We start from the raw sequence: 17,450 nt of genomic DNA on the forward strand, positions 1-17,450 counted from the left end.
CTACGCGTGCTTCATTCGCCATTGATTCGGCGTAGCAATTCGATCGCCTTTACAATCAGCTAGTGATCTTTTTTCGATCAAAGACACACGGACCGGGAATGCAAATTGGTAACCGAAAACGTTTCACGTACGCGTGGCCCGACATCTCACGTAGCGTGATATCGCCTACCTGACAAGGTTTGCGGCTCGATACTGACCAAGCATGGCGCCTGCTCCACGCAGCCGCTCCGCCTGACGTTTAGCGGCATGAACGAAAAATTCCTCATCAAACATTCACGCTTTCAGCAAGTTTTGAACTCCAGCAAAAATCCCCCAATAAATACAATTGCAATCATGCGTTTGCGATAAAAAATCGCAAGCCACCATCCCGCATCCATCTGCCCACCCACCATCTACAATTTTCTCAACAAACATTACAAAAAATTACCAATTAATACCGGTTTAAATATACGATGGCGCACCGATTCGTTCTTACGTTTCCCCGACGCCTCCCGTGAACCCCGGCATGCGTCGCGCGGGAGGCAGCATGCAGGCGAATCGCGACGAGGCCGCCCGGATCACCGCGAGCGGACTCGGCAGCCGTTCGTCGCAGGATCGCCTTTCAACCGGAGCCCACCCATGCCAACGAACACGCCCGTGAATAACAGCGCGAACGCGAACAGCCTGATGCAACAGGCGGCGCAATCGATCATCAACGGCTCGACCGGCAATCCGTCGATGGACGTCGGCACGCTGGTCAAGACGCTGGTGAACGCGAAGACGGCCGGCCGTGCCGCGACGCTTGCCGCGTCGCAAGCGACCGGCAGCACGCGGATTTCCGCATTCGGCGCACTGTCGTCGGCGCTGGGCGCGCTCCAGGCGGGCCTCACATCGCTGACGAACGGCGGGCTGCAGTCGACGTTCAACGCCATCGCGAGCGGCAAGGGCCTGACCGCGACGGCGGGTGCGGGCGCGGTCGCCGGCACCTACACGATCGGCGTCACGCAGATCGCGACCGCGCAGGCGCTGTCGTCGGCCGGTTTCAACGGGACCAAGGCACTCGGCACCGGCACGCTGACGCTGTCGCTCGGCAGCCAGTCGTTCAAGGTCGAGGTCGGCAGCACGAACAACACGCTGTCGGGCATCGCGGCCGCGATCAACGCGGCGTCGAACAACCCGGGGATCAGCGCGACGGTCATCAACGGCACCGACGGCGCGCACCTCGTGCTCGCATCGTCGAAGACGGGCGCGGCGAACGCGATCAGCGTCGCGGTCGGCAACGTGGCCAACGACAACGGGCTGTCGAGCCTCGGCGTCACGTCGACGGCCGACACGGCCGGCGGCGCGTCGAAGATCGAATCGGCGAACAGCGCGGCCGCGTGGCGGCAAAGCGCGGTCGCGCAGGATGCGAAGTTCACGATCAACGGGATCGCGTCGACCAGCGCGAGCAACGCGGTGTCGGGTGTGCTGACGGGCATCACGCTGAACCTGTCGGCGGCCGCGGTCAGCGCGACCGATACGCAGACGCTGACGGTCAGCACCGACACGAAATCGCAGGCGGCGACGATCACGAATTTCGTGAGCCTGTACAACACGGTCGTCAAGACGATGGGCGCGCTGACGAGCTACACGGAAGGCGCGAACGCACAAGGCGCGCTGATCGGCGATTCGACACTGAACACGATCCGCAACTCGCTCGCATCGAGCGTCGCGCGCGGCGTCGACAGCGGCGGCACCGAGAAGGGCAGCGGGCACGCGAACCTGCTGTCGATCGGCATCAAGCTCGAGCGGGACGGCACGCTGAGCGTCGACAGCGCGAAGCTCGGCGACACGCTGTCCGCCAACCCGACGGCGGTCGCGCGCCTGTTCAACCCGACGAACGGGATCGGCACGCGCCTGACCGAGCAGATCACGCAATTTACGAAGAAGAACGGAATGATCGACGTGCGCACGACCGCACTGAACGCCGATCTGAAGCGCATCACGCAGCAGCAGTCCGATCTGTCCGACTACGCTGCGCAATTGACCAAGCAGTATCAAGCGCAGTTCACGGCACTCAACACGCTGATGGCCAGGATGAACTCGAACTCGCAGTACCTGACGCGGTTGTTCGGCGGCGCAAACAGCAACGGCACGCTGGCGAAAAGATGAACGGCCGGGCTCCGCGGTGACCGCTTCAGCGGTTCCCGCGCAATCAATGGTTCGAGCGGGTCGAGCCGTCAGCCGAGCCCCTCGACGCGGTCGGCGAACAAATCGATCGCACGCGACACCTGACGCCCGAAATAGCCTGGCCGTTCGCGCTCGTATGCGCGCAGCAACGTCGTGCATTCGCGCTCGGCCCAGCGCCAGACCGGGCCCTGCTTCGCGAATACGGGATGATCGTGCAACGCCGCCGGCACCGCGTGCTCGTCCTCCCAGCCCCAGAAATACGCCTGGTACGCGCGGGCGAACGGCATCCCCAGATTGTTCGCGACGGTCTCGTCGTGGCGCAGCGTGAAGTCGACGATCTCCTTGCGCACGCGGCCGCCGACATCGTCGTGGCGCGCTTCGATCCAGCAGTGATACCGCGCGAGGTGCGACAGATGCCGCGCGGTACGGCGCCGCTCGCGCGTCGTGCACAGCGCGTACAGGTTGCCGTCGCCGAAATCCATCACTTCGCCGCCCGCGAACGGCCGGTAAGCCTTGCCGGTCAGCAGCGTCAGCACCTGCGCGCCGACGATCGCGTAGTCGGCGCACCGCATGTAGCCGCTGCGCGTCGTCGCTTCCGACACGCTCCGATGGACGACCTCGTCGATCACGGCGTGCAGCCTGGCATCTACCGGCGCCGTCAGGATCGGTGGCTGGCTAGTCGTCGTCACTGGTTGCATCGGAGGCGAATACGGATTCAACGGTTCATCGGTAAAAAACGCTCCGAGGCATAATATTACGAACCATTACAAGAACCGATAGACGGATTGAGCAGATTTGTATGCTTTTGTCGTGCGGTGACGGAGCGTGCCGGACAGGTCACCGGACGCCACCGAAGCAGTACGCAGCGCAGTAGTGGGACGCGCGTCGGCGCCGCGCTCGTGGAGCGCGGGCGGTTCGATTTTGTGATGCGGTGGATGAAGGCCGGACGGCGTGTCTGCGGTGTACCGCCGTTCGTGACAACGGGCATCGTGCCCGTCCCGGCCGGCTACCGTGGTGGTGTGGTCGCGGCAGGCGGCATTGCCGCCACCCATGTAATCGGGAATCCCGATGGTTTCCGTTGCGTTGCGCACCCGGCACGAACACGGCGCCGGGCTTATACCATCCGGGACGTTACAGGCACGCCGTCAGCACCACACGGCGCGCCGCATCCGCTATTGCGCGGCGATCCGCCGGCGAAAATGCTCGGTACCGGCCACGATCTTGTCGAGCACCGCATCGAGCGCCCAGAATCGTTCGCGCACGTCGTAATCGATCGCGCGGCATTTGATCGACCCGAAGGTGCCGATCCGCTGATGGTAGATCTTCGCCAGCGCCGGGTAGCCCAGCGCTTCCGACACCGCCGACACGACCAGGAACGTCGACAGTTCGTCGGCCAGCGCCGGGTTCGCGTCTCCTTGCGTGCGCAACCATCGGTAGAGATCCGGATGGAAGTTGGTGAACACGCCGTTGAAGCCCGCGGACCCCGCCTTCATCGCGTCCCACGCAATCGCGGCGTTCGCGTTCAGGATCTTCAGCGGCGATCCCGCGGCGAGCGCGACCCGCCGCTTCACCGTCTCGAGGTCGCAGCTCACGTCCTTGAGCATCACGAACCGGCCCGTGTCGATGCACGCGCGCAGTTCGTCATCCGAAAGAAGCCGCCGGTAAGGCGCCGGACACTCGTACAGGCCGAGCGGCAGATCCGACGGCAGTCGCGCGAGCAGCCTGTGAAGATGGTCGAGCAGCGCGGCGCTGCCCTTGCGCTGCGGATCGAGCCGGTTGGTCACGAGCACGACGCCCTGCGCACCCGATTCGGCCGCCGCGCACAGTTCGGCGACCTGCGCGTCGAGATCGTCGCTGACGTGCCCCGATGCGACGACGGGCACGCGCCCGGCCACCCGCTCGACCACGAAACGCGCCAGTTCCGCCCGTTCGGCAAGACTCAGGAACTGCATCTCGCTCGATTGCGCGACCGCGAACAACGCATCCGCGCCGTGCGCCAGATACCATTCGATGAGCCGCTCGAGCCCCGCGTAGTCGATCGCGCCGGCATCGTCGAACGGCGTCAGCATCACCGGTACGATCCCCTCGATGGTCACGTTCGCCTGCTGCTGGTGTTGCATCTGTTTCTCCTTCCTTCAGTGAAGCGTGTACAAGCTGCGTGCTCACGCCGGCAATGGTCCGTGCGCGGCATTCGCCGCCTGCTCGGGAATCGGCTTGCGCACCAGCAGCAGGTAAGCCATCGCACCGGCGAACGCGATCGCCGCGGCGGTCAGCAGCGCAGGCACGAACGACCACTTCTGCGCAATGATGCCCGTCAGGATCGGCGCAAGCGCGCCGCCGATGAAACCGCCGAAATTCTGGATCGCGCCGAGTGACGCGACACGGCTCGGCGGCGCGGCCGCCGTCGCGAGCGCCCACGAAGAGGCCGACGCCGCGTTGGCGAGAAAGATCACGACCGAAATGCATGCGAGCGCGACCGCGTTGCTCTGCACGAGCGCGGCCGGGATCGTGAACGCGACCATCCCGAGCATCGCGACCACCACCGCATTGCGCCGGCTCACGACCGGCGAACGGCTGCGACGCGTGACCACGTCCGACAGCCAGCCGGCGACCAGCGAGCCGACGAACCCGCACAGGAACGGCACCGACGCGGCAAACCCGGTGCGGATCAGGCTCATGTGCCGCTCCATCGTCAGGTACCCGGGCAGCCAGGTCAGGTAGACCCAGTTCAGGTACACGGAACCGAAAAAACCGATCAGCATCCCCCAGGTCGTGCCGTGCGAGAACAGGCTGCGCCATTCGCCGAAAGTCAGTTTCGGCGCCGCGACGACGCTCTGCGCATCGGCATCGAGATAGCTGCGCTCGTCCACCGTCAGTTGCGCGCGCACCGGATCGCGGTACAGCGCAAACCAGACGACGGCGACGACAAGACCCGCTGCGCCCGTCGCAATGAACGCCCAGCGCCAGTCGAACGCTGCGACGAGGATCGACAGCAGCAACGGCGCGAGCGCGGTGCCGAGCGGCGACGCGGCGTTGAAGATTCCGGTCGGCGTGCCGCGCGCACGCAGCGGAAACCAGTTGCTCACCACCCGCGCGGCCGACGGGAACTGCGGCGCCTCGCCGATGCCGAGCACGATGCGCGCGACGATGAACCAGCCGAAGGTGGACACGATGCCGCCGGCCGCCTGCGCGAACGACCAGACGATCAGCCCGATGCCGAGCAGCCGGCGCGGACCGATACGGTCGACGAGCCCGCCGACCGGAAACTGGCACAGCGCATAGCTCCACGAGAACGCCGACAGCAGCAGCCCCATCTGCGCGAGCGACAAGCCGAGATCGCCCCGGATCGCCGAGCTCGCGACAGCCAGCGTGCCGCGATCGAGATAATTGACGATCCCGCTCGCCATCAACAGCGCGAGCGCGATGCGTTGCCCGCGCCGGATACGCGGCGGCGCGTGCGGAACAGTCTGGTGTTCGCTCATTACGTGTGTCTCCATGTCTCGGGTATCGGCCGGTTCCAGCCATTCCGTCGCTTGCGGAATTCAGGTATCCATACGTGTCACTTCCTCGCGCGTCGGGATCGAGGTCTGCGCGCCATAGCGCGTGACGCTGATCGCGGCCGCACGCTGACCGAAGCCGATCGCGTCGTCCATCGACGCGCCGCCTGCGCGGGCGGCCGCGAACCCGCCGACGAACGTGTCGCCGGCCGCGGTCGTATCGACGGCCGTCACCGACATCGCACGATGGCGGCCGTTCCCTGCACTGCCGCGCCAGCACACGCCGCGCGCGCCGAGCGTGACCAGCACGTTGCCGACGCCCTTCGCGCACAGCGCATCGGCGGCGCGCACGGCCGACGCATCGTCGCCGACGGCGATGCCGGTCAGCGACTCGGCTTCGGTTTCGTTGACGACGAGGTAGTCGACTCGCGCCAGCAACGCGTCGAACAGCGGCTGCGCAGGCGCGGGATTGAGCAGCACCGGCGTGTGGCGCGCGCTCGCACAGGCAATCGCGTGCGCCACGGTCGCGATCGGCACTTCGAGCTGGCATACCAGCAGCGCCGCCCCGGCGATCGTTTCGCGCGCCGCGTCGATCCGGCCGGCGTCGAGGCACGCATTCGCGCCGGGCACGACGACGATGCTGTTCGCGCCGCCGTCGGCGACCGTGATCGCGGCAACACCGGTCGACGCGCCGCCGATGCGATGCAGGTGCGTCACGTCGATCCGTTCAGCCGCCAGCGCGCCGTGCAGGCGCGCACCGAACGCGTCGTCGCCGACGCAGCCGATCATCGCGACCGACGCACCCAGACGCGCGGCCGCGACCGCCTGGTTCGCCCCCTTGCCGCCGTGAACGGTCTGGAATTCAGTGCCGAGCAGCGTCTCGCCCGGCACCGGCAGGCGCGGCGCACGCGTGACGAGGTCGATGTTCACGCTGCCGACGACAGCGATATGCGGTGAACGGGTGCTGTTCATTTCTCGATGTAATCGCTTACATTTGAGATGGACAAAACGGCCGGGAAGGCCGTCGTCGATGAAAATTCCGCGATGCGGGTGGAATATGTGTCTGACATAATACGGAGCACCATCAAGATAGCGCTTACATTCTCACAGGATCGAATCGGGATGCAAGCGGGACCACCATGAATCGAGGGTAAACAATGACGCTTTTGACAGCGCGCGGCGTCGGCAACACCGCCACGCAGGGAGACGGCCGATGAGCACGCCCCCGTCCCGCGGCGGCGCGTCGCGTGCGCGCCGCGGCAGCGGCCGCTCGGTGCTCGGTGACGTCGCGAAGCTGGCCGGCGTGTCGACCGCGACCGTCTCGCGCGTGTACAACGATCCCGGCAAGGTGTCGGCCGACGTGCAGCAGCGCGTGCGCGACGCGGCGCGCGCACTGAACTGGATTCCGAATGCGGCCGGCCGTGCGCTCGCGTCCACGCGCACCCACATCACCGGCGCGATCATTCCGACGCTCGACGACCAGGTGTTCGCGTCGCAGGTCGCGGGCATGCAGACGGTCATGGCCGAGCACGGCATCACGCTGTTTCTGGGCTGCTCGAACTACGATCCCGCGCAGGCGCTGGCGCAGGTGCGCGCGATGCTGTCGCGCGGCGTCGAAGCCGTCTCGCTGGTCGGCGAAGCGTATCCGCCGGAATTGTTCGAACTGCTTGCGATGCACGGCGTGCCGTACGTCGTCACGTACGCCTATCGCGACGACAGCCCGCACTGCTGCATCGGCTTCGACAACCGCGCGGCGTTCGCGCGGCTCACCACGCACCTGCTCGACCTCGGGCACCGCGATTTCGCGATCATCATGCAGCCGTCGGCCGACAACGACCGTGTGCAGGCTCGCCTGCGCGGCATTCACGACACGCTTGCCGCGCACGGGCTCGCGGTGCGCCCCGTGCATCAGCACGAAGGCGCGGCCACGATCGCGTTCGGGCGGGCGAGCCTGCGCGCGATCGCCGGCAGCGACGCGGCGACGCGGCCGACGGCCGTGATCTGCGGCAACGACGCGCTCGCGCTCGGCGCGTTGCTCGAGGCGCAGGCGCTCGGCATCGACGTGCCCGCGCAATTGTCGATCACCGGGTTCGACGACATCGCGCTCGCGCGCGAGATCAGGCCGCCGCTGACGACGATGTGGGTCGATACCGATGCGATCGGACGGCAGGCCGCGCACGCGTTGCTCGACGCGCTCGAGCACGGCGTTACGGGACCCGGTCGAGCCGTCATGCCCGAATTGCGCATACGGGAATCGGCCGCGCCGCCGGCGCGGGCACGCGCATCGCGCAAAGAATGAAGACGCGTCGAGCGGCTCCGGCCGCCCCGCGCGCTCACTGCATCACGTCGATCGGCAGCGTCCTGTCGAGATTGTCGTGCCACGCCTGGATGGTCTTCGGCACGGTTTTCTTCCACGCCTGCGCGTTCGAGTAATAACGCATCCGGACCTTGTTCTGCGCATCGAACACGAGCAGCCCGATCCACAGATCGGTACCGCGGCTCATCACGATCGCCGCGTTCGTCGTCGCGATACCGCGCACCCAATACGACTTCACGCGCGCATTCAGCCCGTCGAGATCCTTTTCGTCGGCGCTGTCATTGACCAGGTCGACGAGCGTCGGGTAGTCGGCGCCAAGCAGCTTGTGCGCGGTCGCGTTCTGCGTCGCGTCGGTCACGACCTTGAGGCTCAGCAGGTCGGCCTGCGGTTTGGCCTGGAACTGTGACGCGGTCACGTAGTCGCCCGCGTAGACGACGCCCGCGCCGGCGCCGCAATCGAAATCCCCACCCTGTTGCGTGACGCGGATGCGCCCACCCTTCCGGTCGAAATCGAGCCGGCATGTGTCCTTGCGGTAGGTGCCGCTGTCGCCGTGCAGCACGATGTCGCCGTCGAGCCCGCCGGTATTCGCGCCGTTGTTGGCGCCCAGTTCGAAATGCAGCCGAGGTGCGGTGCCGGTCAACGTCAGCACGCCGCCGAACGACGGGTTGTCGCTCGCCAGGTACCACGTCTGCTGCCAGCGGTCCGCGGCAAGCGGCGTGCCGTTCAGGCTCGCGAGCCGTTCGCGATAGCGGTCGCCGAGGCACGGCGCCTCGGTGCCGCACTGGTCGCGCTGCTTGAGCCACTTCAACTGCGCGGCCTTCAGCGCGGCCGTATCCCCGCCTTTCGCGAGCGCCTTCTTCCATGCCGCTGCAAGGTCGCCGTCGAGCTTCGACAGCGCGGCGTCCGCGCAGATCGTCTTCTCGGTCGGCGACGCGGCCTTCGCGCAGTCGAATCCGGCCGCATGCGCGGCGATCGGCAACAGCGTCAGCAGCGCGGCCGCCGCGATGGATCGCACGCGCATGTGCCGCGTATCACATGCGGGAATCGCGGCTTGCCTGCGCGCGTTCGATAGGTTCTGGATGGTCATCGGCTTGGCTCGTCGCTGGGTCGCGCGCCTGTAGAAGCTACCTGCACGCGACATTCAAGGTAAAACGCCCGGCCCGGCATGCGACGCATGCCGTCGCCCGCCGCAGCGTAACCCGAATGCGCGACGCCGATCAATCGACGTTCGATGTCGGCGCAACCGTTCCGGCGGCCACGCTGCATTGCACGACAGCATCGATGATCCCGATGAACCCCAACGCCATCGCGTTCGTGCGCGGGTGCGGTAGGCGGCGCCTGCGCGACATCCAACGTCGAAGCCGGTTACGGTGCGAGCAGCCGTCAGCCGTCGAACGGAACCAGCTCGTAACTCGTACTCCGCCCGCCGGACGACGAGCGAAGCAGCACACCGTGCTCGACGAGTTCCGTGATGTCGCGCAGCGCCGTGTCTTGCGAACACTTTGCGAGAGCCGCCCACTTGGTGGTCGTCAACTTCCCTTCGAAGCCGTCGAGCAAGCGATTCATGACCTTGACCTGACGCTCGTTCATCACGAAGCCCGCACATCGCTGCCAGAAGCGCGCCTTGACCAGGACCGCGTCGAGCGTCGTGTGAGCGTGATCGACGGCCCTGCCGAGCGCATTCAAAAACCACGCGAGCCATTCGGTGACGTCGAGCGAACCGCGCTGCGTACGCTCCAGCACGTCGTAATACGCGTTACGCTCGCGCTGGATTTGCGCCGACAGGCTATAGAAGCGCTGCGGACTCCGATCGGCGCGCGCCAGGACCAGATCCCCGAGCGCTCGCGCGATACGGCCGTTGCCGTCGTCGAACGGGTGAAGCGTGACGAACCACAGATGGGCCAGGCCGGCCCGGATCAGTAAAGGCTCGACCGGCGCGGCATTGAGCCACGCGAGAAAGCGCCCGACCTCGTTCGCAAGACGCGCGGCGGGCGGTGCTTCGAAATGCACGCGCTGTCGACCGATCGGCCCGGACACGACCTGCATCGGCCCGCTCGCATCCGTACGCCATGCGCCGACCGCGATCCGCGACATCCCGGAATAGCCGGTCGGGAAAAGGGCTGCATGCCATCCGAACAGACGGCTTTCGGTGACCGGCGTCGCCGAATGGGTCGTCGCATCCAGCACCATGTCGACCACGCCCTCGACGTGGCGATCGACCGGCGCCAGTGCGCCGATATCGACCCCGAGCCGGCGTGCAATCGACGATCGGACCGATGCGACGCTCAGGTTTTCGCCCTCGATGGCGCTGGTCTTGACGACGTCCTCCGTCAGCGCGACCAGGCTGGCCTCATCGCGCAGCGCCAGGCCGATATCCGCCAGCCGCCCAGCCAGCATGCCTTGCGCACGGCTGACGTCGGCGAGTGAGGTGGCAAGTGCCGGGAGGTCGAAGCGCCACGCGGGCCAGTCGGCCGCCTCCCAGATGAAGGTGTAATCTCCGCTCATGATGCGGAGATTATCCCACCGATTCACCGCATGGCTCAATATTCTCCGCAATTTCTGCGGAGAATAACGCCGCTATTCACCGCACATCGCCCGCTACCGCCGCCTGCCCGCCCCGCCCTTCGTCGCCGGCGCAGTCTCGCCAAGCCGCTCCGCGAGAAACCCGATGAACGTGCGCAGCGTGACGAATCCTTCGCGGTGCTGCGGAAACACCGCATTGAGCGTGATCGGCGACGGCGCATACGCATCGAGCACCGGCACCAGCGCGCCGCTGTCGAGCGCCGCGCCGACGATGAAGTGCGGCAGCAGCACGATGCCGAGCCCCGCGATCGCCGCGTCGCGCACCACTTCGCCGTTGTTCGCGACGAGCGGCCCCTGCACGTCGAACGTGCGCGCCGCGCCATCGACGCGGAATTCCCAGCCGACGCGCCGCTCGCGCCCGTACAGCAGGCACGTATGGCCGGCGAGATCGGCCGGTGTTTCGGGCGTGCCCTGTCGCTTCAGATAGGCGGGGCTCGCGCACGCGATCATCCGCCACGCGCCGAGCGGGCGCGCGATCAGCGTCGAATCCTCGAGCGAGCCGATCCGCAGCACGAGATCGAAGCCCTCGCCGATCAGGTCGACGCGCCGGTCGGTCAGGTCGAGATTCAGCCGCACGGCCGGGTGCGCGGACAGGAATTCGGCGATCAGCGGCGACACATGCGTGATCCCGAACGACAGCGGCGCGCTGATCTTCAGCGAACCGTGCAGCTCGGTGCTGCGCACCGACATTGCCTGCTCGGCGTCGGCGATCTCGGCAAGGATCCGCTGCGCTCGTACATAAAACTCCTGCCCCGATTCGGTCACCGCGAGATTGCGCGTGTTGCGGTGCAGAAGCCGCACGCCGAGCGACGCCTCCAGCGCCATCGTGCGCCGGCTGACGAACTGCTTGGACAGCATCAGCTGGTCGGCCGCCGCCGTGAAGCTGCCCGCGTCGACCGTCGCGACAAAGATCCGCAAGTCGTTGAGTTCCATATTGTCCACTCCATAGCGACAGTCATTATCTCTGCAGCCATTTATTTGTCAAATCGATTGACCTAAGATTCATCTCAACGAACGGCCGGACCCACTTCCGAGGCCCGGCGACTTCAAGGACAGAAATCATGATCGAAATCCGTGCAGCAAACCAACGTGGCCGTGCGGAGCATGGCTGGCTCAGCTCCCGTCATACGTTTTCGTTCGCGAATTACTACGATCCGAAGCAAGTCGGCTTCTCCGACCTGCTCGTGATCAACGACGACCGCGTCGCACCGGGCCGCGGCTTCGGCACGCACCCGCACCGCGACATGGAGATCCTGTCGTACGTGCTCGACGGCGCGCTGGAACACAAGGACTCGATGGGCACCGGGTCGGTGATCGTGCCGGGCGACGTGCAACTGATGAGCGCGGGCACGGGCGTGCGCCACAGCGAGTTCAACCACTCGCCGGAAACGCCAGTCCACTTCCTGCAGATCTGGGTCGGACCGGCCGAAAAGGGTGCCGAGCCGCGTTATCAGCAGACGAACGTCGCGGCCGACGACAAGCGCGGCAAGCTCACGCTGGTCGTGTCGCCGAACGGCGACGCCGGTTCGCTGAAGATCCGGCAGGACACGCGGATCTACGCGGGCCTGTTCGACGGCGATGAGCGCGCGACGCTGGAACTGGCACCGGACCGCTTCGCTTACGTGCACGTTGCACGCGGCAGCGTGACGGTCAACGGCATGACGCTCGGCGAAGGCGACGGCGCGCGCATCCGCGGCGAACAGGCGCTGACGCTCGCCGACGGCAACGATGCCGAAGTGCTGGTGTTCGACCTGCGCCCGGTCGAAGTGACGGCCGAGTGGGCATAACGCCCGCTCGGGAAACCAGGCCCCGCCGAACGCGGGGCCTTTTTAATCGGAGATTCGCATCATGGCCAAGGTACTCGTTCTTTACTACTCGTCCTACGGGCACGTCGAAACGATGGCGCAACACGTCGCGGAAGGCGCGAAATCGGTGCCCGGCGTCGAGGTCGCGCTCAAGCGCGTGCCGGAAACGATCCCCGTCGATCAGGCCAGGGCGATCGGCGTGAAGGTCGACCAGGCCGCACCGGTCGCCACGGTGGACGAACTCCCCGATTACGACGCGATCATCTTCGGCACGCCGACCCGCTTCGGCAACATGGCCGGCCAGATGCGCACGTTCCTCGACCAGACCGGCGGCCTGTGGATGAAGGGCGCACTCGTCGGCAAGATCGGCAGCGTGTTCGCGTCGACCGGCACGCAGCACGGCGGCCAGGAAACGACGATCACGTCGTTCCACACGACGCTGCTGCACCAGGGGATGGTGATCGTGGGCGTGCCGTATGCATGCAGCGGGCTCGTCAACATGAACGAAATCACCGGCGGCACGCCGTACGGCGCGACGACGCTCGCAGGCGCGGACGGCAGCCGCCAGCCGAGCGCGAACGAACTCGAAATCGCGCGCTACCAGGGCAAGCACGTCGCGGAACTCGCGAGCAAGCTCGCGTCGTAACGCGCCGCGCCATCCGGGAATCCGCCGGCCGCACACGGTCCGGCATTCCCGGAAAACCGCACACGAACGGACGGCGCCGGGGCAACCCGGCGCCGTCCGTTCATGCGTGTTTGCCGGCCATTACTGCCCCGAAGCCGGCGCGGCGGGCGCCGCCTTCGTCGCGGGCGCCTTCTGCACGGCGTTCTGCGGATAATTGCTCTGGTCGTTGGTCAGCCGGTAACCGCTGCCGGTGCCGATCGCCTTCAGGTCCGACGCGTGGCGTGCCCGTGCCGCCTTGCGCGCCGCCTTCTTCTGCGCCTTGTCGAGCTGCTTCTGCGTCGGCGCGGACGCCGGGTCCTGCGCGTATGCCGCCGGCGCGGCGGTCAACAGCAGACCGAACGACGCCGTTATTGCTACTGCCACCGAAACCACGCGAGACTTCTTCATGGCCGGATCTCCTTGTCGATCATTGGTTGTGGGTCGAATATCAGCGCGCACGCGACGGCTTGCGACAACGGCGCCGATGCAACGTTAGCCGATCGCTGTGCAAATGTCCGTGTGCGTTCCTGAATTCTCCTGATAACGACAGCGATACATGCGCGCCGGGCACGCCGTCGTGTCGCCATGCCGTCCGCGCCCATCAGGGAAACCGATAACCCGGGGCACACGACGCTCAGACCCAGCGCGACAGCACCGGCAGCAGGATCGGCACGACGAACGCCGTCAGCACGCCGTTCAGCCCCATTCCGAGCCCGGCGAACGCGCCGGCCTCCTCGCTGACCTGGAACGCGCGCGCGGTGCCGATCCCGTGCGACGCGACGCCGAGCGCGAAGCCGCGCACGGCCGGCTCGTCGATCCGCAGCGCGTTGAGGATCCCGCGTGCGCACACGGCGCCGAAGATCCCGGTCGAGATCACGAGCACGGCGGTCAGCGACGGAATGCCGCCGATCTCCGCGGCGACGGCCATCGCGATCGGCGTCGTCGCCGATTTCGGCGCGAGCGACGCGATCGTCTGGTGCGATGCGCCGAACAGCGCGGCGATGCCGACCGCCGACACGATCGCGGTCAGCGAGCCTGCGAGCAGGCCGACGAGCAGCGGCAGCGCGCTGCGCCGCAGCTTCGACCACTGCCGGTACAGCGGCAGCGCGAGCGCGACGGTCGCGGGGCCGAGCAGGAAATGGACGAACTGCGCGCCTTCGAAATAGGTCGGATACGGCGTATGCGTGATCGTCAGCAGCACGACGATCAGCGCGACCGCGATCAGCACGGGGTTCGCGAGCGGGTTGAAGCGCGCCCGTGCATAAACGGCCTGCGCGAACAGATATGCGATCAACGTGATGGTCAGGCCCAGCAGCGGGGTCGCCGCGAGATAGACCCAGATCGCGCCCAGTTTCGGAAAGGCCGTCATTGCGTGCGCTCCGCGGTGCCGTCCGCGCGGCGCTGGCGCCGCAGCAGCGCACGCGTGACGAGCGCCGTCACGGCGATCGCGAGCGTGGTGCTCACCGCCAGCGCGACGACGACCGCCACCGCATCGCCGCGCACGCGGTCGGCCGACACCATGATGCCGACGCCGGCCGGCACGAACAGCAGCGACAGGTGGCGCAGCAGCTCGAGCGCGGTCGGCTCGATCGCGTCGGCCACCTGCGGACGCAGCATCACGAAGCCGAACAGCAGCAGCATGCCGATCACCGGGCCCGGCACCGGCAGGGCGAACAGATAGGACACGCCTTCCCCTAGACACTGGAAGACCAGCAAGACCGCGAACGCCTGCAGCATGAACCGCTTCTCCGGAAGGTGGCCGCGAGTCCGCGCGGCCGCCGGGCCGGCGGCTTGCGGCGCCGGCGTGAACGATATGCGCGATCGTACCAACAATGCCTGCGAGCGGTCGCGACGGCGCAATCGCACGATCGCGCGATCCCGGTTCGGCCGTTTCAATCCGGTCGGATCAGCCAAGAGAGCGGGCGGAACCGGGCGAGACGAAGGAGCGATCGCGCGACGGTCCGGACGCGAGTGGCGTCGTCTTTCACCGCGCCTGTCGTCCGTATGCAAAAACGGCGGGCATGAGCCCGCCGCTTCGTGTTTCGCATTCGAATGCATTCTTTCGAATTCGAATGCCACCCGCCACGTTACTTCAGCCGAGTCGCGATTTCATTCGCCAGCGCCTTCGTCGCGGCCTTCGTCGGTGCATCCGCAGCCAGCGCGTTCAGCAGACCGAAATCATGAATCGTGCCGTCGTAGCGCGTGGTCGTCGCGTCGACACCGGCCGCGTCGAGCTTGCGGCCGTATGCTTCGCCTTCGTCGCGCAGCACGTCGAACTGCGCGACCTGGATCAGCGCGGGCGGCAGGCCCTTCAACTGCGCGGTGCTCGCACGCAGCGGCGACGCGTAGACGTCGTTGCGTTGCGCTTCGTTCTTCGTGTACGCGTCCCAGAACCACTTCATCATCGGCCGCGTCAGGAAGTGGCCCTGCTGATACGCGTTGTACGAGCCCGTATTGAAGTCGTGGTCCGTGACGGGCCACATCAGGCCCTGGAAGCGGATCGCGGGGCCGCCCTTGTCCTTCGCCATCAGCGACACCACGGCCGCCATGTTCCCGCCGACGCTGTTGCCGACCACCGCGAGGCGGCCGCCGTCGACGCCGATCTCCGCGCCGTGCGCGGCCACCCACTTCGTCGCCGCATACGCCTGGTTGATCGCGACCGGGTAATGCGCTTCCGGCGACGGCGTGTAATTCACGAACACCGCGACGGCGCCCGACTGCACGACGAGATCGCGCACGAGGCGTTCATGCGTCGGGAAGTCGCCGAGAATCCAGCCGCCGCCGTGGAAGAACATGAACACCGGCAGCGTGCCCGTCGCGCCCTGCGGGCGAACGATCGTGATCGGCACCGCCAAGCCGTCCTGCTCGATCGTGCGGTTCGACACGTCGATGCCCGACAGGTCGACCTTCGGGCCGTTCTGCGCGTCGACGAGCACCTGGCGTGCCTTCGCGGGGCTCAACGTTTCGAGGCCGGGGCCCTTCTGGCCGTTCAGCGCGGCGAGGAACCCGCTCGTCGCCGCATCGGGCCGGACGGCTTCGGCGCCGGCGGCGAATGCGGCGGACGCGGTGGACAACGCGGCCGCGACGGCGGCGGCGATCAGCAGCGGCTTGACGATCTTCATGATGAAACTCCTTGGCTTAACCGGTGAATGGCGATCAATGGTTCGTAGTACGTGCGATCAGACGAGCGTGAGCGTGACGTCGATGTTGCCGCGCGTCGCGTTCGAGTACGGGCAGACGACGTGTGCACGGTCGATCAACGTCTGCGCGGTGTCGCGATCGAGGCCCGGCAGCGAAATCTTCAGTTCGACTTCGATGCCGAAACCGTTCGGGATCGCGCCGATGCCGACGCTGCCTTCGATGGCGGCATCCGCGGGGATCGCGATCTTGTCGCGGGCCGCGACGAACTTCATCGCGCCGATGAAGCACGCGCTATAGCCGGCCGCGAACAGTTGCTCGGGATTCGCGCCTGCGCCGCCCGCGCCGCCGAGTTCGCGCGGCGTGGTCAGCTTCAGATCCAGGCCGCTTTCGGGCACCGTGGCACGGCCGTCGCGGCCGCCGGTGGCTTTTGCATGGGCGCGGTACAGCACTTTTTCGATCGACATGACAGACTCCTTTTCAATCAGTGAGTGAAACAGCCTTCCAACCCGGGACCGCGCGCCGAAGGCCTTGCCGCCGGCGTCACGCTTGTTTATCTACCCATAGATAGATAAACATCCCCAAAAAATGCAGGCGGGCGATCCACCTGCTCCGATTATCTATCTACCAAAAGATAGATAACAAAACCCGACAAAAGGCGGCGAACCGCCTGACTGCTTGCCCCGTCCGTCAGGACCGGGTCTTCCAGACGGCCTCGACATCCTCGAGACGCGCCCGTGTGTGAAACAGCCGGCTGGCCAGCACGCTGCCCTGGAACGCCGCGTACAACGCGCGCGCCGCCGTTTCGGGCTTGCCGCTGAACTGCAGCGTGCCTTCCTTCGCGCCCTGCGCCAGCAATTCCGCAAGCCAGTTCTCGTTGGCCTTGAAAAATGCCTGCACGGCCTGCCGCACGTTCTCCGGCAACGATTCGATGTCGGCCGCGAGCATCCCGCACAGGCAGATCTGGTTGCCGTCGCCGAGCGTCCGGCCGAACAGCTTCGTGTACAGGCTCAGCTTCACGTCGGCCGGCAACGCCGGATCGATCGCCCGCATGGCCGCGAGGACTTCGTCGCTGTAGGCCGCTACCGCTTCCAGCACGAGGTCATCCTTCGACGGGAAGTAATAGTGGATGCTCGACGTCTTCACGCCCACCAGGTCGGACAGGTCTCGATAGCTGAAGCCGTTGTAACCGCGCAGCATCATCAGCGTGATCGCGTGGTCGAGAATCTGTTCGCGGACGGTCGGTTTCGTTTCCATGGATCGAACTTTATCTACTCATAGATAGACAGTCAAGGACT

17 protein-coding genes are annotated in these 17,450 nt (G+C 66.4%); 4 read left to right on the forward strand and 13 right to left on the reverse strand.

Annotated elements, in window-relative coordinates:
• Positions 1-618: 618 nt before the first annotated feature.
• Positions 619-2,130, forward strand: coding sequence for a flagellar filament capping protein FliD (gene fliD, locus AC3WLY_RS14780; protein ID WP_492308665.1), 1,512 nt, complete (start codon positions 619-621; stop codon positions 2,128-2,130).
• Between the two features lie 68 nt (positions 2,131-2,198).
• Here the strand turns inward: fliD and AC3WLY_RS14785 are convergent, their stop codons facing one another.
• From AC3WLY_RS14785 to rbsK, 4 genes are all read right to left on the reverse strand, one after another.
• A complete protein-coding gene (locus tag AC3WLY_RS14785) occupies positions 2,199-2,846 on the reverse strand; it encodes a hypothetical protein (protein WP_492308664.1) in 648 nt (215 codons plus the stop codon).
• 474 nt (positions 2,847-3,320) lie between these two features.
• Entirely contained in the window at positions 3,321-4,268 is a 948-nt protein-coding gene (locus tag AC3WLY_RS14790) for a dihydrodipicolinate synthase family protein (protein ID WP_204420979.1), read from the reverse strand.
• Positions 4,269-4,310: 42 nt separating this feature from the next.
• Entirely contained in the window at positions 4,311-5,630 is a 1,320-nt protein-coding gene (locus AC3WLY_RS14795) for an MFS transporter (RefSeq protein WP_492308663.1), read from the reverse strand.
• A 60-nt stretch (positions 5,631-5,690) separates the two neighbouring features.
• A complete protein-coding gene (rbsK, locus tag AC3WLY_RS14800; protein WP_492308662.1) occupies positions 5,691-6,617 on the reverse strand; it encodes a ribokinase in 927 nt (308 codons plus the stop codon).
• Positions 6,618-6,858: 241 nt separating this feature from the next.
• Here rbsK and AC3WLY_RS14805 point away from each other — a divergent pair, with 241 nt between their 5' ends.
• Positions 6,859-7,944: a LacI family DNA-binding transcriptional regulator gene (locus tag AC3WLY_RS14805; RefSeq protein ID WP_492308661.1), complete on the forward strand. Its 1,086-nt coding sequence runs from the start codon at positions 6,859-6,861 to the stop codon at positions 7,942-7,944.
• A 34-nt stretch (positions 7,945-7,978) separates the two neighbouring features.
• On the opposite strand, the gene AC3WLY_RS14810 is transcribed toward AC3WLY_RS14805, so the two are convergent.
• The 3 genes from AC3WLY_RS14810 to AC3WLY_RS14820 all read right to left on the reverse strand — a co-directional run bounded on the left by AC3WLY_RS14810 (position 7,979) and on the right by AC3WLY_RS14820 (position 11,478).
• The gene (locus AC3WLY_RS14810) at positions 7,979-9,049 is read right to left on the reverse strand and encodes a lysozyme inhibitor LprI family protein (RefSeq protein WP_492308660.1); all 1,071 of its coding nucleotides are present in this window, start codon (positions 9,047-9,049) and stop codon (positions 7,979-7,981) included.
• 296 nt (positions 9,050-9,345) lie between these two features.
• Positions 9,346-10,467 carry a Fic family protein gene (locus AC3WLY_RS14815; protein ID WP_425130674.1) on the reverse strand — a complete coding sequence of 374 codons (1,122 nt, stop codon included), beginning with the start codon at positions 10,465-10,467 and terminating at the stop codon, positions 9,346-9,348.
• A 93-nt stretch (positions 10,468-10,560) separates the two neighbouring features.
• The gene (locus AC3WLY_RS14820) at positions 10,561-11,478 is read right to left on the reverse strand and encodes a LysR family transcriptional regulator (RefSeq protein WP_425130629.1); all 918 of its coding nucleotides are present in this window, start codon (positions 11,476-11,478) and stop codon (positions 10,561-10,563) included.
• 128 nt (positions 11,479-11,606) lie between these two features.
• Here AC3WLY_RS14820 and AC3WLY_RS14825 point away from each other — a divergent pair, with 128 nt between their 5' ends.
• Both AC3WLY_RS14825 and wrbA read left to right on the forward strand, forming a co-directional pair.
• Positions 11,607-12,332 (forward strand): pirin family protein, encoded by a 726-nt coding sequence (locus tag AC3WLY_RS14825; protein ID WP_175963925.1) that lies wholly within the window; start codon positions 11,607-11,609, stop codon positions 12,330-12,332.
• Between the two features lie 61 nt (positions 12,333-12,393).
• Positions 12,394-12,996, forward strand: a complete 603-nt coding sequence (gene wrbA / locus AC3WLY_RS14830) for an NAD(P)H:quinone oxidoreductase (protein WP_175963926.1) — start codon at positions 12,394-12,396, stop codon at positions 12,994-12,996.
• A gap of 120 nt (positions 12,997-13,116) precedes the next feature.
• Here the strand turns inward: wrbA and AC3WLY_RS14835 are convergent, their stop codons facing one another.
• From AC3WLY_RS14835 to AC3WLY_RS14860, 6 genes are all read right to left on the reverse strand, one after another.
• Positions 13,117-13,422, reverse strand: a complete 306-nt coding sequence (locus AC3WLY_RS14835; RefSeq protein ID WP_175963927.1) for a hypothetical protein — start codon at positions 13,420-13,422, stop codon at positions 13,117-13,119.
• A 226-nt stretch (positions 13,423-13,648) separates the two neighbouring features.
• Positions 13,649-14,383 (reverse strand): LrgB family protein, encoded by a 735-nt coding sequence (locus AC3WLY_RS14840; RefSeq protein WP_034182521.1) that lies wholly within the window; start codon positions 14,381-14,383, stop codon positions 13,649-13,651.
• Positions 14,380-14,751 carry a CidA/LrgA family protein gene (locus AC3WLY_RS14845; RefSeq protein ID WP_034182620.1) on the reverse strand — a complete coding sequence of 124 codons (372 nt, stop codon included), beginning with the start codon at positions 14,749-14,751 and terminating at the stop codon, positions 14,380-14,382. Before AC3WLY_RS14845 ends, AC3WLY_RS14840 begins: the two co-directional genes overlap by 4 nt.
• Positions 14,752-15,101: 350 nt before the next feature.
• Entirely contained in the window at positions 15,102-16,136 is a 1,035-nt protein-coding gene (locus AC3WLY_RS14850; protein WP_492308659.1) for an alpha/beta hydrolase, read from the reverse strand.
• Between the two features lie 57 nt (positions 16,137-16,193).
• Complete coding sequence (locus tag AC3WLY_RS14855) at positions 16,194-16,619, reverse strand: organic hydroperoxide resistance protein (protein WP_034182523.1); 426 nt, start codon at positions 16,617-16,619, stop codon at positions 16,194-16,196.
• 223 nt (positions 16,620-16,842) lie between these two features.
• Positions 16,843-17,409 carry a TetR/AcrR family transcriptional regulator gene (locus tag AC3WLY_RS14860; protein WP_072440392.1) on the reverse strand — a complete coding sequence of 189 codons (567 nt, stop codon included), beginning with the start codon at positions 17,407-17,409 and terminating at the stop codon, positions 16,843-16,845.
• Positions 17,410-17,450: the final 41 nt, after the last annotated feature.

The sequence above is a fragment of the Burkholderia sp. FW306-1C-G01B genome (genome assembly GCF_058781685.1).

What these genes read in the sequence shown, in the direction of transcription:
- AC3WLY_RS14860 (WP_072440392.1), bottom strand. Translation starts at nt 17,409, where the DNA reads ATGGAAACGAAACCGACCGTCCGCGAACAGATTCTCGACCACGCGATC.
- AC3WLY_RS14790 (WP_204420979.1), bottom strand. Translation starts at nt 4,268, where the DNA reads ATGCAACACCAGCAGCAGGCGAACGTGACCATCGAGGGGATCGTACCG.
- AC3WLY_RS14820 (WP_425130629.1), bottom strand. Translation starts at nt 11,478, where the DNA reads ATGGAACTCAACGACTTGCGGATCTTTGTCGCGACGGTCGACGCGGGC.
- AC3WLY_RS14815 (WP_425130674.1), bottom strand. Translation starts at nt 10,467, where the DNA reads ATGAGCGGAGATTACACCTTCATCTGGGAGGCGGCCGACTGGCCCGCG.
- AC3WLY_RS14840 (WP_034182521.1), bottom strand. Translation starts at nt 14,383, where the DNA reads ATGACGGCCTTTCCGAAACTGGGCGCGATCTGGGTCTATCTCGCGGCG.
- rbsK (WP_492308662.1), bottom strand. Translation starts at nt 6,617, where the DNA reads ATGAACAGCACCCGTTCACCGCATATCGCTGTCGTCGGCAGCGTGAAC.
- AC3WLY_RS14795 (WP_492308663.1), bottom strand. Translation starts at nt 5,630, where the DNA reads ATGAGCGAACACCAGACTGTTCCGCACGCGCCGCCGCGTATCCGGCGC.
- AC3WLY_RS14785 (WP_492308664.1), bottom strand. Translation starts at nt 2,846, where the DNA reads ATGCAACCAGTGACGACGACTAGCCAGCCACCGATCCTGACGGCGCCG.
- AC3WLY_RS14845 (WP_034182620.1), bottom strand. Translation starts at nt 14,751, where the DNA reads ATGCTGCAGGCGTTCGCGGTCTTGCTGGTCTTCCAGTGTCTAGGGGAA.
- wrbA (WP_175963926.1), top strand. Translation starts at nt 12,394, where the DNA reads ATGGCCAAGGTACTCGTTCTTTACTACTCGTCCTACGGGCACGTCGAA.
- AC3WLY_RS14835 (WP_175963927.1), bottom strand. Translation starts at nt 13,422, where the DNA reads ATGAAGAAGTCTCGCGTGGTTTCGGTGGCAGTAGCAATAACGGCGTCG.
- AC3WLY_RS14850 (WP_492308659.1), bottom strand. Translation starts at nt 16,136, where the DNA reads ATGAAGATCGTCAAGCCGCTGCTGATCGCCGCCGCCGTCGCGGCCGCG.
- AC3WLY_RS14855 (WP_034182523.1), bottom strand. Translation starts at nt 16,619, where the DNA reads ATGTCGATCGAAAAAGTGCTGTACCGCGCCCATGCAAAAGCCACCGGC.
- AC3WLY_RS14805 (WP_492308661.1), top strand. Translation starts at nt 6,859, where the DNA reads ATGAGCACGCCCCCGTCCCGCGGCGGCGCGTCGCGTGCGCGCCGCGGC.
- fliD (WP_492308665.1), top strand. Translation starts at nt 619, where the DNA reads ATGCCAACGAACACGCCCGTGAATAACAGCGCGAACGCGAACAGCCTG.
- AC3WLY_RS14810 (WP_492308660.1), bottom strand. Translation starts at nt 9,049, where the DNA reads ATGACCATCCAGAACCTATCGAACGCGCGCAGGCAAGCCGCGATTCCC.
- AC3WLY_RS14825 (WP_175963925.1), top strand. Translation starts at nt 11,607, where the DNA reads ATGATCGAAATCCGTGCAGCAAACCAACGTGGCCGTGCGGAGCATGGC.